We start from the raw sequence: 13,855 nt of genomic DNA, 5'->3' as shown, positions 1-13,855 counted from the left end.
CGCTTTCGAGCGGCCCCTTTTTTGTGCGGTCATTCATGGTTGCGGCTTGATGGCTTTCAACGCTTCTGCGGCAGGTTCAAACACGCCCTGTTCAGTGATCAATGCCGTCACGAGATGAGCAGGCGTGACATCGAAGGCGTCGTTGCGCGCCTGCGTGTCGGCGGGGGTGATGAGCACTTCTTCGCGATCGCCTTCATCGTTCAAGCCAGGCATGTGAGTGACTTCGCGGGCGCTGCGTTGTTCGATGGGGATGTCGCGCACACCGTCAGTGATGGTCCAGTCGATGGTGCTGACCGGCATGGCAACGTAGAAGGGAACGTCATGGGCTTTGGCGGCGAGTGCCTTGAGGTAGGTGCCGATCTTGTTCGCCACATCGCCTTGCGCGCTGACGCGATCGGCGCCGACGATGACGAGATCGACGAAGCCACGCTGCAGCAGATGCCCGGCGTTGTTATCGACGATCAACGTGTGCGGCACGCCTTGCTCGCGCAGTTCCCATGCGGTGAGTGATGCACCCTGTCCGCGAGGTCGTGTCTCGCTGACCCAGACATGGACGTTTATGCCGGCCTGATGGGCGTGATAGACGGGAGAAAGCGCCGTGCCCCAGTCCACTCCGGCCAGCCAGCCGGCGTTGCAATGCGTCATGATGTTCAAGGGCGCGGTGGGATCCTCCTTTTGAGCCTGGATCGCCTGGATCACCTGCAGGCCATGAGCACCGAGAGCATGATTGGTGCACACATCCTCCTCGGCCACGGCCATCGCTTCATCCCACGCGGCATCGGCGCGCTGATCGACTGGAAGCGATAAGACGACGCGCTTCATGCGGTCCAGCGCCCAGCGCAGGTTCACCGCCGTGGGGCGCGTGGCGAGGAGGGTGTCGTATCCATGCTGCAGTCCCGCGTCCGAAGCGTTTGCATTCAAGGCAAAGAACATGCCGAAGGCAGCCGTGGCACCGATGAGCGGCGCACCTCTGACGCGCATGACCCGAATGGCCTCTGCGGTGTCGTCCAGCGTGCGCAACTCGCGCCATTCCACGTGATGCGGCAGCAGAGTCTGGTCGAGAATGCGTGCGGTGCGTGTCGTGGGATTGCCTTCGATGGTGCGGTGCGGCTGGCCGTGGATGTTCATGTCAGGAGTTGGCTCGGGGAGGTGACGGCGGACCTTAGCTTCGAAAGTCTTGCATGCGAGGCTGTGATCTGGCAAAAAGGCACCACAACCCAATTCAACCATGACCTCACGCCGCACTTTCATCTCGCAGTCCGCCCTCGCTTTCACCGCCTTGTCCGCCAGCCGGGTCATGGGGGCGAACGAGACCATTCGTATCGCTTCGATTGGTCTTGGCGGGCAGGGGAATGGCAACGCAGGCCGCATGGCGAAGGTGCCAGGAGTGGAGATCGTTTATCTCTGCGACCCCGACACCGTGGCGCTGGATCGCGCGAAGAAGGCGTATCCGAATGCGAAGACCACGCAGGATTTGCGCAAGGTGATGGAGGACAAGGATGTGGACGCCGTGGTCGTCTCCACCTGCAACCACTGGCACGTGCTCGCCTCGATCTGGGCGATTCAGGCAGGTAAGGATGTTTATGTTGAGAAGCCGATCTCCCACAACATCTGGGAAGGCCGCAAGCTGGTGGAAGCCGCGCGGAAGTACAACCGCATCGTGCAGGGCGGCACGCAGCAGCGCAGCGACCCGCTGCAGGACGAGATCAAGGCCTTCCTCGACGCAGGAACGATGGGCAAGATCAAGTATGTGCGCTGCAATCACTACAGCCTGCGCAACACCATCGGCAAAATCGACAAGCCGCTCACACCTCCTGCGACGGTGGATTACGATCTGTGGCTTGGTCCGGCGAAGGACGAGCCGATCTACCGCGAGAAGCTGCACTACGACTGGCATTGGAATTGGAACACCGGCAACGGCGAGATGGGCAACTGGGGACCGCACATCCTCGACGATCTGCGCAACGTCGTCTTCCGCGACAAGGTGCCGCTTCCAAAGCGCGTGATCGCCGGTGGCGGTCGTTTTGCCTGGAATGACGCGGGTGAGACGCCAAACACGCACTTCGCCTACATGGACACGGGCGACATTCCGGTGATCGTCGATTTCCACAACCTGCCACGCCAGAAGGGCGTGAAGGCGCCGGATGTTTACCTGCGTCGTCGCACGGGTGCGTTCCTGATCATCGAGTGCGAAGGCGGCTACTACACCGGCAGCCGCGGCGGTGGCACGGCGTATGATGCCGACGGCAAAAAGCTTCACACCTTCAAAGGCGACGGCGGCAAGACGCACGCCGCGAATTTCATCGCCGCGCTGCGCAGCCGCAAATCGAGCGACCTAAAGGCCGAGATCGAAGACATCCACTACTCCAGCGCCTGGTGCCATCTGGCGAACACGAGCTATCGTCTTGGTCACAAGTATGTGCGGGAGCAGGCCGAGGCCGCGGTGAAGGATTTCCAACCGTGGAACGACGTGATCGCAGACTTCCACGAGCATCTGGTCAAGAACGAGCTCGATGCATCGACGCTCGACATCAAAATGGGGCCGATGCTGGAACTCGATGTCGCGAAGGAGACCTTTGTCGGAGACACGGCCTCGCCAGAAGCGCTAGCGCTGCTCACACGCGAGTATCGTTCCGGCTACGAAGTGCCGAAGGAAGTTTGATCCCCGGTTTCCTCACAGGAGGTTCGGTCCATAGCCAAAGCGGTGCTGCCCAAACAGCAGCACCGCTCTCTTGATTCCTGTGAAGACTACTTCGCGTCGAGGGTCAGCTCGCTGAGAGCGTTGGCTTTGATCTCGACCTCCTGCTGGGCCTTTTTCTGGCCCTCGTTGCGCACAACAAGTACCTTCCCGGCGGGGATGGATACCTTAAACTGCTTGTCGTATGAGTAGGTGAGTTTTTTGCGGTTCCCTTCAGCATCCTGAGGGCCAAAAACCTCCCAGTTGCCGTCAGTGTTCGAAGTGAGCTTGAGCGTGCCGGCGTTCAGATTGATGACCTGGGTGGTCATTTTGCCTGCGGTGATTTCGACCTCCGCCTTGGCGCTGACTGCCCCGCGTGTCACGTTGACGAGATACTTGCCGGCGATGAGGCGGGACTTGGGCTGCGCGTCATAGCTGTAGTCTGCCTTCTTGCGCTCGCCCTCGGCATTCGGCTCGCCGAAGATGTTCCAGCTCAGATTGTCCGGAGCTGGATCCGCGCCTTCAGCCATCACAGCGGAAAGCGCCAGTGTGCCGGCGTTTAGGATAACTGGCACTTCGGTGAGCTTGCCCGCCTTCACCTCCACTTCCTGGCGGGATACCGCGCGTCCCCACGTTGCCACGAAGAAGTACTTTCCAGCCGGAAGGCTGAACGTGGGCTGTGCCTCGTAGCTGTACCCTGCCTTCGTTTGATTTCCTTCCGCATCGGGCTGTCCGAACACTTCCCAGCCGACATCTTTCGAAATCGGTTCGCCACCCGCCACGGCCACAGCGGAGACTTTGACGCGTCCGGCACCGAGAGCGATGACCTTTTCCATCACGGCACCGGCTTTGATCTCGATTTCGGCAGTGCCCTTGGCATTTCCCACCTGGGCCTGGACAAGGAACTTGCCCGCCGGCAGCGAGAAGGTCGGCTGGGCTTCATAACTGTAGGCGGCTTGGGCGCGGTTGCCTTCGGCATCGGGTTCGCCAAAAACTTGCCAGGAGACGTCCTTGGAAAGCGGTGTGCCCCCTTCTTCCATGACGACGGAGACCTTGACCTTGCCGCTGCCGATCAGCACGACGACGTCCTGTGTCACGCCCGCCTTCACCTCGGCCTCGAGGCGGCCTTTGGCATTGCCGTAAGTCACGGTGATGAGGCAGGGGCCGGAAGGAAGCGTGAGCCTGGGCTGTGCATCGTAGCTGTAGGCGAGTTTTTTGCGCTGCCCTTCGGCATCCGCAGGACCGAAGACCTCCCAGGCGAGATCCTTGGTGATGGATGGCTGGCCCTCGGCAGTGATGGCACTGAGTTTGAAATTGCCGCTGCCGAGAATGACCGCCACCTGCTGCGGTGCACCTTCCTTGACGGTTACTTCAACACTGGCGCTGGCATTTCCGCGTGTGGCCTGGAGCAAGTAGGTTCCGGCGGCCACCTTGAGGAACGGCTGCGCGTCATAGCTGTAGGCGAACTTCACGCGATTCCCCTCGGCATCTGCCGGGCCATAGAGATTCCATGACACATCTTTTTCAAAAGCGCTGCCGCCTTCCTTGTCGTAGGCGACAGCCTTGAGTCCGGTTTCGGCAAACACGACTTCTCTGGTCACCGTTTCGCCTTCCTTCGCCCTTGCCTCGACCTCGATGACCTTGCCGTTGTATTTGGCACTGATGGTATATTTGCCCGCCTTGGGCAGTTCGGTGCTCCAGCGGCCGCCGCTGCCGGTGGCGAGTGCCGTTTCACCGCTGCCTTCGGCAAAAAGCTGGAAGGACACACCGTCGAGCAGCGCTCCGCCGGAGGATTTTTTTGCTTCGACGACGAGTGTCGTCACAGGTTTGACCACCTGTTTCATCGCCGTTTCCAGCGAGGCTTTGAGCGTGGAGGCATCCTTGGCGGCGAGGTACATGCCGCCGGTTTTTTTGGCGAGGCATTCCAAACCGGAGGATTCACCCTGCTTGAGGTCGAAGCCGATGACGTGGCAGGTGAAATCGATTCCGAGCCGTTCCAGCTCTTCGGCCACCATGCACGGATCCTGATCGCAAGTTTCCACGCCATCGCTCACGAGGATGACGGAGGCTCTCGCCTCCTCAAACTTCAGATACTTCGCAGCTTGAATCACTGCGGCGGTGAGAGGTGTCTTTCCTTTCGGCTGCAGGGCGGTCACGGCTTTCAGAATCGCCGCCGCACTGCCGGCCTGCGGAGGAACCAGCAGTTCGATGTCCTCACAGTCGCCCTTTTTTCGATGTCCATAGGCCATCAGGCCGAGTTCCATCGCGGGGTCGATTGTACCGACGATGTCACTCACGACTTTTTTGGCGATGTCGATCTTCACTCCGCCGGGGACCTGTCCATACATGCTGCCCGATGCATCAAAAACGATGATCGCGCGTGAGGGTGCGGCGGCCTGCTGGGCTTGCGCACTTGAGATTCCGATGAGCAATGCCCATCCCATCAACCCACTGACAAGAAAACGTTTCATGGTCTTAGCTCCTGTAGCCTGGCTAATTGATGCAGACGGGGGATCTGGCCAAGTACCCGCCTGGCTTGCTTATTCTGGATGCTTTTACGTCTGAGGTGCGCCTGAGGGCGCAAAAGAATAAAGCGGTTGTGTAGCATGCTGCGACAACCGCCTAAACGGACATGCTGACCCAATCCGTTATTTGGGCGGTTCCGTATTTACGGAAGGGGCTGGTGTCGGCGGCGCAGGAGGCGTGAGCGCCTCCTTGGCCTTTTTGGCAGCTTCTTCGGCGGCCTTGGCGGCTTCGGCAGCCTTCTTCTCCGCTGCTTCCTTGAGAGCAGCAGCTTCTTTTTCAGCAGCGGCCTTCATCTCCACCGCCTTCTTTTCCGCAGCCTCTGTGGCGGCCTTTACTTCTTTGGCGGCAGCATCGACGTCTGATTTGACCGCCTCCTTCACCGCTTCTGCGGCCTTTTTCGTGTCCTCAGAAGCCTTGGTGGCTTCCGGTGTTTTGTTGCATGAAGCGAGAACGCCTCCGAGCAACCCTATCAAGAGAAGAGAGGTAAGTTTCATAGGGCTGACAGTCTTGCATGCATGTCCGACACCTCAAGCGGCAATGATTCCCGCCTTGGATACAGGATTTGCTCAAATCATGACCGCACGCAGTCACTGGCACCACCGGCTGGACTTGTTTCCGGCGATCGTTATTTTCGCGCCATGAGCACTTCCGCCAACGGCGACCACGATCTGGACATCGCGAAGGTGAACCAGCGGGCAAAGGACATCGAGGACAAGCTACCTAAGCTGAAGAAGCTGTTTGAGCAGGCGAAGGTGATGCTGAGCATGGTGAAAGACTACTGGAAGGGCGCGTACCGTGAGATTCCTTACTGGGCGATCAGCGCAGTGTCTCTGGCGCTGCTGTATGTGCTCAATCCGGCGGATGTGATCCCGGACGTGATCGTCGGCATCGGCTACCTCGACGATGCGACGGTGGTGGCGTTCTGTCTGAAGCTCGTGCAGCGGGAGCTGGAACGCTATCAAGAGTGGCAGGCTGAGCGAGCGAAGGAAGGGCTGGTGGTGGATGTGTGATGTAGTTTTGTTCCCGGTTCGCCTTTCTCTGTTTCAAACGGGAGTGGCAAACATGGCAGGAAACAAAACCGCCGTGCAGGGGCGCTGCACGGCGGTGGATCAAACAAGAAGCTGATTCAGCCTACTTGGCAGGCGTACCATAGACCTGAACTTCACAATAGTGGTTCATGTCGTTGCTGGTGTTGCCATTGCTCCAGAGGCGCACGTAGCGGGCCTTGGTGCCTTTGCCGTCGATGACTCGGCCGTGGTTGGTTTCGACATAGGCGGGATCGCCCCCCTTGCCCATTTCGGAGGATTCGTCGTGGTCGGAGTTCCAGAGGGTGGTGACACCGGTCTTGAACTCAGGATCGTTGGAAACCTGCACGACCACGTCGATGTAGGCCTGGGCCTGCTTGTGGTAGTGCCACATGGCGATTTTATAGATGTTGGATTCGGAGCCGAGGTCGATCTGCACCCACTGTTTGCCGGGCATGAGTTCGACGAAGGAACCGTCAGCACCGTCGGCGTCACCGTCGGTCACCAACGAGAGTTCGCCAATGATCGGGGCGGAGTCCGAACTGGTCACGGTCTTGCCTTTGGCGAGATTGGTGGTGCCTTTCGGAACCATGATGGATTTCACGACCTTGCTTGGATCGGCCTTCTCAAGGTTCGGGAGTTCAGCAGGCACCGGGGTGCCGATGAACATGGGCTTGGGGAACTCAAGCTTGATTTCTTCAAGGTCTCCGGCTGGAGCGGCTGCGGCAGGAGCCGCGGCTCCGCCTTCGGCCTTCTTTTCTTCGGTCTTGCCACAGGAGGCAAGGGTGATGGCGAGCGCTAGGCCCGCGAGGGTATGGATGGTGTTTTTCATGAGGGGAACTGGGTGTGGATGACTGGGTTTACGTTTCGGAATGATCAGGCCTGGAAGTCCTCAGGCGTGAAGATGTATTTGGCTCCGGATGCAATCGACTCGTAGGCCTTCAGCACCGTGACGCAGGACTTGAAGGCGGCCTCAACATTGCAGGTGAGGTGCGCGGGGTTCTTGGTCTGCACGGCCTCAATGAAGTTCTGAATGTGCGGTGAGTGCGGCTTGCGGGAAAGCTTGACGTTGAGCTCCCACTGGGAGAGGGCCTTGCTTTCACGAACGTCGGCCATGCTGACCGGTCCATAGGAAGGCGGCTTGGGCTTTTCCCAGTCACGGGGATGTTCCCAGAATTTGTTCTTGGCCTTGTCAGCGGCCTTGGCGATGGGCGCGTTGTCGCCGATGGCAAACGCCTCCCAATCCTGGCCGGGTTCGGCGTAGAGCTGGTTGCCGTTGGTGTCGAGCTCCGAAATGATGGCGGTGCCACCGGTGCCCATGTGTTTCTCATAGGCGCCCTGAGATCCCGTGGTGGTGAGCACCTGATAGTAGGCGCGGAGGGCTCCCTCGGGCGTCTTGAACTCATAGATGCACATCACGTTGTCTGGCAGTTCGAACTTGGGGCGGCCATCGTTGCCGTCGAAATAATCCACACCGCCGGAAGCAATGACAGAGACGGGGGCGGACTCATACATCCAGTTGAACATGTCGATCTGGTGCGCGCCGAGGTCGGAGAGCGGGCCGCCGCCGTACTTCTTGAAGAAGCGCCAGTTGCGGAACTCCTCGATGCTGCCGTAGCCGTGCTTGGTGAGGACTTCCTGAGGGATGTCGTAGCCTTTCACCGCACCTTGGGGGGCGCTGCCGGAAACTCCGCGGTTCCACTGGGCGTAGGCGTGAGTGATGCGCCCCATCATCTTGCCCGGCTTGATGACGTTGTCGCGCAGGTTCAGATAGCGCGGGTTGCTGTGGCGCTGGTGGCCGATCTGGAAGATCCCGGGGTTGGCTTTGCCGGCGCGCACCATGTCGCGTGCACCTTCGAGCGTGTTGCTCATCATCTTCTCGCAGTACACGTTCTTGCCGCGTTCCAGGCAAAGACGCGAGTAGGGTGCGTGCATGAAGTCGGGCGTGGCGATGAAGACGGCTTCGATCGACGGCTCCTTGTCGAGCATCTCGTTGATGTCTTCGTAGATTTTGATCTCGCCTTCGACCTGATCCTTATTTTCGCCGAGGAATCCGCCGCGGGTCTTGGCGATGGAGAACTTCCAGATGTCACACATGGCGACCCACTGGATGCCAGGAACGTCCTTGGAGGCGACGCGGAGCGCATTGCCCTGCGCGCCGCAACCAACGAGGGCGCACTTGATCGTTCGGCCTGCGGCGGTTTGCTGGGCTACGGCCGTCTTGCTGGTGACAAGGTAAAGCCCGCTGCTGGTGAGGGCGCTGGTGCGGAGGAATCCGCGGCGGTCCATGAAGCGGGACAGCGGCGCTGGAGAGGTGGAAGGCTGGGAATTCATGGGTGCGATCACGCGCTGGGGTTCACTAACCATAACGATCCGAAGAGGTCGTTACGCGTCCTTCTTGCGGGAAAGGATGCCGTCGAGGGAGAAGGTCTTCGCCTTCGCAGTCACGAGCGCGGCAGCCACGATCAGGATGGAGAGGCCGATGTTGGAGACGACTTCCGTGTCGTCTGGCAGGGCGGCAAGACCGAATCCCAGCATCAGGAACACCAGACCGGCGGCAAGCAGGCCAAATTCGGTGCAGATGCCAATGGCGACCCAGATGCCGACAGGGATCAAAATGTATCCGATGGTGCTGCCGAACGCATTGCACATCGACTCAGGCAGGAAGCTGTTCGTGGCCATCAGCTTCGAGATCGGCGGCCCCTTCTTATCCGTGTAGTTGGCGATGCTGAAAGTGGTGTCCGGGCCGTTGCCCCAGCGGAACTTGTCGAGGCCCGCCATGAACAAGCGCATGCCGACCCAAAGGCGGAGAAGCAGGTGAGCAAAAGCATAACCGCTGCTGCCGCAGCATTTGGAAGAGGATGAGTCGGACATGTGATGATCTGGTTGGGTTGATGAGGGAGGGCCGATTTTGAAGCGTTGAACTTGGAAATCCAGCAGAATTTAGAACCTACATAGTTCGTAAATCTGAACGAACTTCGCAGGCAGATGTGTTCGAGAAAGGCGGATGTTCGCGAATGACCTGATGTCGGCCGAATTCGGGCTTTCAGAGCTTATTATTCACGGTACTTGCCATTCAGGGCATCTCCGCTTAAAAAAGGGCACTTAATTCATCCTAACGACTCCCATGAGTTCCCTCTCGACTCCCAAGCTTCCCGCACAAGGCATCCTCGAACCGCTCGGTGATGAGGATCGCGACATCCTCAGTGGATACGGCGAATTCCTTCCTGTGCAGCCCGGCCAGCACCTCATTGAAGAAGGCCAGCAGCAGAACAGCCTCTTTTTTGTGGTCTCCGGCAAGTTCCACGCCACCGCCATGCGTGGTGGTCACAAGGTGCTCCTCGGTTCGATTCAAAAAGGGGAGACGATCGGAGAAATCAACCTCCTCGATCCCAATGTCGCCAGCGCCAGCGTGACCGCGGTCGAGTTTTCCCAGGTCTGGCGCATCGACAGTGAAACCCTCGAAAGCTACATCAACGAGTATCCCCGTGCCGCCGCCTGGCTGCTCATCGGCGTCGGACGCACCATTTCGCACCGGCTTCGTGCGGTGAATGAGAAGATCGCCGCCTTCTACAGCGCCTGATTCACGGAAGTGAGACCGGCCGCATTGCGCATCAGTTTTGCGCGCATTGCGGTCTGGTGTTCTCAATGGAAAATTTCCGCATGTCCGGCCTGCTGCCATTTCCTCCTCACACTTCGCTGGAAGCCATCCAGGTCATCTTCCTTCTGTTCGCCGGCCATGCGCTGATGGACTATCCGCTGCAGGGCGAGTTCCTCTCCACCTGCAAGAACCGGCACCTGCTCTACAAGCTGCAGGATCCTTCACGACCGGTTCAGATCTGGCCGTGGTGCATGAGTGCCCACTGTCTGCTTCATGCTTGCATGGTCTGGGCCATCACCGGATGTTTCATCACCTGCCTTGTCGAATTCGTTCTGCACTGGGTCATCGATTTCGCCAAGTGCGAGAACAAGACCACCTTCAATCAGGATCAGGCTCTGCATTACGTCTGCAAGGTCGTGTACGTTGTCGTGGCGATGCTTTGGTGATCTGTTTGCAGTTCACGGTTCGCCGTTCCCAGTTTTTGTGCTAAAACCGCGAACAGCGAACTGAGAACAGCAAACCCAACCATGCAGCGCACCGCCATCCTGAACGTCGTCGGCCTCACCACGAGGCTCATCGGCGAGCACACACCGGCGATCCGCGCCTTTGTCGAGCGCAACCGTTCCGCCCTCATTGAACCGGTGCTGCCTGCCGTCACCTGCACCGCCCAGGCCACGTATTTGACCGGCCGCCTGCCGCGCGACCACGGAGCCGTTGCCAACGGCTGGTATGACCGCGACTACGCCGAGCATCGTTTCTGGAAGCAGCCCGAGCAGCTCGTGCAGGGCGAGAAACTGTGGGAGGCGCTGCGCCGTGTCGATCCGCAGTTTACCTGCGCGAAGCTCTTCTGGTGGTACAACATGTACTCCACCGCCGACATCGCCATCACGCCGCGCCCGCTTTATCCCGCGGATGGCCGCAAGGTCTTCGACATTCACACGCAGCCCATGCCGCTGCGGGATCGCATCAAAAAAGACCTCGGCCCGTTTCCCTTCCGCCACTTCTGGGGGCCCGGGTCAGATATCAAGTCGTCCATCTGGATCGCCGAAAGCGCGAAGTGGATCGAGGAAAAGCACTGGCCCGGACTCTCGCTCGTTTACCTGCCGCATCTCGACTACAACCTCCAGCGCGTCGGCCTCGACATGGAGAAGATCCGCTTCGACCTTCGCCAGATCGACAACGTCGTCGGCGATCTCATCCGCTTCTACGAGACGCGCAACATCAAGGTCGTCCTCCTCTCCGAATACGGCATCACCAACGTCGAACAGCCCGTCCATCTGAACCTCGTCTTCCGCGAACGTGGCTGGTTGTCGATCAAAGATGAACTCGGACGCGAAACGCTCGATCTCGGCGGCTCGAAGGCCTTCGCCATCGCCGATCATCAGGTCGCACACATCTACGTGAATGATCAGAGCATTCTCAACAACGTCCGTGGCGCGCTCGAAACCACGCCCGGCGTCGCGCAGGTGCTCGGCAAGATGGAAAAACATCTCCACGGTCTCAATCACGAACGCAGCGGCGATCTCATCGCCGTCGCCGACGCGAAAAGCTGGTTCACCTACTACTATTGGCAGGACGACCGCAAAGCGCCTGACTTCGCCCGCTGCGTCGATATTCACCGCAAATGCGGCTACGACCCTGTCGAGCTCTTCCTCGACCCGAACATCAAGTGGCCCAAGCTCAAAGTCGCCACCAAGCTCGCGAAAAAGGCCATCGGCCAACGCATGCTCATGGACGTCATCCCGCTCGACGCCACGCTCGTCAAAGGCTCGCACGGCCGCGTTCCCGAAGATCGCAGCGACTGGCCCGTCCTCATCGGCGACTTCGATCAACTCCCCCGCACCGGCACCCTCGCCGCCCACGAAGTCTGCAACCACCTCTTCCGCCTCTGCTCACTCGGACACGGGTATGCTGGCGTGGCGGTGTAGTTTAGTTCCACTCAAAAGCCTGTCGCCATGCCACAAGTTGTTCATGAATTGAGCATACATGATAACGGGCAACACTGGGGTAGCATGGGATCTGTTTATATCGATTCACCTCTGCTAATCGAAGAGTTGGAGGATGCTGGAGGTGAAGAGGTTACAAGGCTGCCTCGTGGCAATAGAGGACGATGGGTTCAATTTTGTCTTCCTGAAGGCGACCAACGATGGGAGTCCATTTTCCAAGTCCTCAGCGGCTATGGAATGACGTGGTATCCTCATTACATAGTAAGACGTGAAAATCATGACAAGGAGTTCGCGATTACTCGTCGCCGCACTTATTCACGGAATGAGATCTGTGCCGCAGAGCTGCTACGGCTTGCGGGATCAGAAAGAAAGTTTGCTGAATTTGCCCCGGACCGCAGTGGTGAGGTTTATGTGGTGGAGGTCAGTCAACGCTTGAAGAACAAGATCGATTTTGGCCGCTCCTACTACCACGTCAGTGTGCTGATGAGTGAGAAGCTCAAAACCGCCCTCAAAGCAGCCAGACTCGCGGCGGTGAAGTTCAAAGAAGCCAGTTACGAAAAGCCGCGCAGGCCCGGCTTCAAGAGCCTCTGGCAATTTGGGAGCACGGTGCGCATGCCGGCCTGCAAAACGCGGCGGCAGGACACGCATGGCGGTTTCGTCACCGAGGACGGACCTCCCGCAGGCAATCTCGGTTATTACTGGGATGACGCTGGCTTCCAGCCAGCCGAACTGGTTTACAGCCGTGCCGATGTTGAGCAACTGCCTCACTTCGACATTGCCATGACCCAGGAGTTTGTGGGCGAACCTTTCGCTCCCTATCGAGAGATCATCGTCACCCAACGTTTCCGCGAAGCGATGGAAAAGCACGGCGTCAAAACTGCTCTCTGGGCTCCAGTTCGTCTCGTCTGACTTGTTCGATAAGGATTTCAACCCGGCCCAACGGGCCGCTCGATTCAGCCCAGGGCGCTAGCCCTGGGAGTTGCGCATCATCCCGGCCCGTTCTCATTCGGTCGCGCTCTGAAGGAGCGCGGGAAAACGTCCACTCCACGTCATCTCCCCATTCCTTTTACCGCTAATGTGACGCTGACGAGACGCTAATACTGAATCTCTGACATTAGCGTCTCATTAGCGTCATATCAGCGGTTCAAATCTTCGTTTCGCCTCTCACCGATGCACTGGCTACCCTCCCGCCGTGATCTGCACGATCTCGATCACGTCGCCATCGCTCACCGTGGCGGTCTCAATCTCACGCGGCAGCAACGCGGCTTGATTCTGCTCAACCACCACCGGCTTGCCGGCCAGCCCGACGGCCGCCAGCAGCGACTTCACCGTCTGCGGGGCTTCAAACTCACGCTTCTCTCCGTTCAAAGTGATCTTCATGGGATTAGAAATTCGTCATTCCTCATTCTGATTTCGTCATTGCGCCCTCAAGCCACCATCGTCGCGAGGATCGACGCATCCCAGTCCTTCCAAACAGGATCCAGGCCGCGCTGGCGCAGCATCTCGGCCACGCTGTGCGCCGAACGCTGATCCGCGATGCCGAACTGGCCTTCCGCGCGATTCGTCTCGGCCTTCGTCTCCACTTCGACGCGTTTGCCGCGCACGGTGAGATGCAGATCATCGTTCCCGGCACCCGTGTAGCCTCCCGGCTCGGTATGACTGCCCGCGCTCATCACCGTGATGCCCAGCGGTGCCAGCGCATCGCGCAGCGGCGCTGATTCACGCGTGCTCAAAATGATGCCGACTTCTGGGAACGTGATGCGGAAGGCGCAGATCGTCTGCACCAGCGCCCAATCCGGGAAATCCGTCATCGGTTTGAACCCGCCCGCCGCCGGACGCAGACGCGGAAACGCGACGGTGAAGGACGATTTCCAACAGTGCTTGTAGAGATGCTCCAGATGCGCCGCGAGCCGCAGTGCTTCGAGACGCCAGTCGCTCAGGCCAAACAGCGCACCGATGCCAATGCGGCGGAAACCGCCTTCGTAGCCACGTTCCGGACATGCCAGCCGCCAGTCGAAGTCCTTCTTCGGCCCTGCTGTGTGCATCTGGTCATACACGACGCGATCGTAGGTCTCCTGAT

The 13,855-nt window shown here is 59.2% G+C and carries 13 protein-coding genes and 1 pseudogene; 6 read left to right on the top strand and 8 right to left on the bottom strand.

The genetic code is table 11. The features are described from left to right. Positions 1–33: 33 nt before the first annotated feature. Positions 34–1,128 (bottom strand): S-methyl-5-thioribose-1-phosphate isomerase, encoded by a 1,095-nt coding sequence (gene mtnA, locus KDL09_RS23350; RefSeq protein ID WP_294390681.1) that lies wholly within the window; start codon positions 1,126–1,128, stop codon positions 34–36. 100 nt (positions 1,129–1,228) lie between these two features. Here mtnA and KDL09_RS23345 point away from each other — a divergent pair, with 100 nt between their 5' ends. Then, the gene (locus KDL09_RS23345) at positions 1,229–2,662 is read left to right on the top strand and encodes a Gfo/Idh/MocA family oxidoreductase (RefSeq protein ID WP_294390678.1); all 1,434 of its coding nucleotides are present in this window, start codon (positions 1,229–1,231) and stop codon (positions 2,660–2,662) included. Between the two features lie 86 nt (positions 2,663–2,748). Here the strand turns inward: KDL09_RS23345 and KDL09_RS23340 are convergent, their stop codons facing one another. Together KDL09_RS23340 and KDL09_RS23335 are read right to left on the bottom strand one after the other, a co-directional pair. Beyond that, a complete protein-coding gene (locus KDL09_RS23340) occupies positions 2,749–5,148 on the bottom strand; it encodes a VWA domain-containing protein (RefSeq protein ID WP_294390675.1) in 2,400 nt (799 codons plus the stop codon). 177 nt (positions 5,149–5,325) lie between these two features. Next, positions 5,326–5,697 carry a hypothetical protein gene (locus tag KDL09_RS23335; RefSeq protein ID WP_294390673.1) on the bottom strand — a complete coding sequence of 124 codons (372 nt, stop codon included), beginning with the start codon at positions 5,695–5,697 and terminating at the stop codon, positions 5,326–5,328. Positions 5,698–5,841: 144 nt separating this feature from the next. On the opposite strand from KDL09_RS23335, the gene KDL09_RS23330 reads away from it, so the two are divergent. Then, entirely contained in the window at positions 5,842–6,213 is a 372-nt protein-coding gene (locus KDL09_RS23330) for a YkvA family protein (protein WP_294390670.1), read from the top strand. A gap of 121 nt (positions 6,214–6,334) precedes the next feature. Here KDL09_RS23330 and KDL09_RS23325 read toward each other — a convergent pair whose 3' ends face one another. The 3 genes from KDL09_RS23325 to KDL09_RS23315 are packed head-to-tail and all read right to left on the bottom strand — an operon-like array spanning position 6,335 to position 9,102. Continuing rightward, positions 6,335–7,060 carry a discoidin domain-containing protein gene (locus KDL09_RS23325; RefSeq protein ID WP_294390666.1) on the bottom strand — a complete coding sequence of 242 codons (726 nt, stop codon included), beginning with the start codon at positions 7,058–7,060 and terminating at the stop codon, positions 6,335–6,337. 44 nt (positions 7,061–7,104) lie between these two features. Then, complete coding sequence (locus tag KDL09_RS23320) at positions 7,105–8,562, bottom strand: Gfo/Idh/MocA family oxidoreductase (protein ID WP_294390663.1); 1,458 nt, start codon at positions 8,560–8,562, stop codon at positions 7,105–7,107. Between the two features lie 51 nt (positions 8,563–8,613). Next, complete coding sequence (locus KDL09_RS23315) at positions 8,614–9,102, bottom strand: TQO small subunit DoxD (RefSeq protein WP_294390661.1); 489 nt, start codon at positions 9,100–9,102, stop codon at positions 8,614–8,616. A gap of 253 nt (positions 9,103–9,355) precedes the next feature. Here KDL09_RS23315 and KDL09_RS23310 point away from each other — a divergent pair, with 253 nt between their 5' ends. From KDL09_RS23310 to KDL09_RS23295, 4 genes are all read left to right on the top strand, one after another. Continuing rightward, complete coding sequence (locus tag KDL09_RS23310) at positions 9,356–9,811, top strand: cyclic nucleotide-binding domain-containing protein (RefSeq protein WP_294390659.1); 456 nt, start codon at positions 9,356–9,358, stop codon at positions 9,809–9,811. Between the two features lie 80 nt (positions 9,812–9,891). Further along, on the top strand, positions 9,892–10,275 hold the full coding sequence (locus KDL09_RS23305) for a DUF3307 domain-containing protein (protein ID WP_294390657.1): 384 nt from the start codon (positions 9,892–9,894) through the stop codon (positions 10,273–10,275). An 81-nt stretch (positions 10,276–10,356) separates the two neighbouring features. Continuing rightward, a complete protein-coding gene (locus tag KDL09_RS23300; protein WP_294390656.1) occupies positions 10,357–11,757 on the top strand; it encodes a nucleotide pyrophosphatase/phosphodiesterase family protein in 1,401 nt (466 codons plus the stop codon). A gap of 27 nt (positions 11,758–11,784) precedes the next feature. Next, positions 11,785–12,684: a hypothetical protein gene (locus tag KDL09_RS23295; protein ID WP_294390655.1), complete on the top strand. Its 900-nt coding sequence runs from the start codon at positions 11,785–11,787 to the stop codon at positions 12,682–12,684. Between the two features lie 270 nt (positions 12,685–12,954). Here KDL09_RS23295 and thiS read toward each other — a convergent pair whose 3' ends face one another. Together thiS and KDL09_RS23285 are read right to left on the bottom strand one after the other, a co-directional pair. Continuing rightward, positions 12,955–13,155 carry a sulfur carrier protein ThiS gene (gene thiS, locus KDL09_RS23290; protein ID WP_294390653.1) on the bottom strand — a complete coding sequence of 67 codons (201 nt, stop codon included), beginning with the start codon at positions 13,153–13,155 and terminating at the stop codon, positions 12,955–12,957. A gap of 47 nt (positions 13,156–13,202) precedes the next feature. Further along, positions 13,203–13,855, bottom strand: a pseudogene (locus KDL09_RS23285) (2-iminoacetate synthase ThiH); the annotation flags it as partial.

The organism is Prosthecobacter sp. (assembly GCF_020439865.1).
Lineage (GTDB): Bacteria > Verrucomicrobiota > Verrucomicrobiia > Verrucomicrobiales > Verrucomicrobiaceae > Prosthecobacter.
The sequence above is the reverse complement of the archived record's forward strand: the minus strand, read 5'-3'. Positions and strand labels throughout refer to the sequence as shown.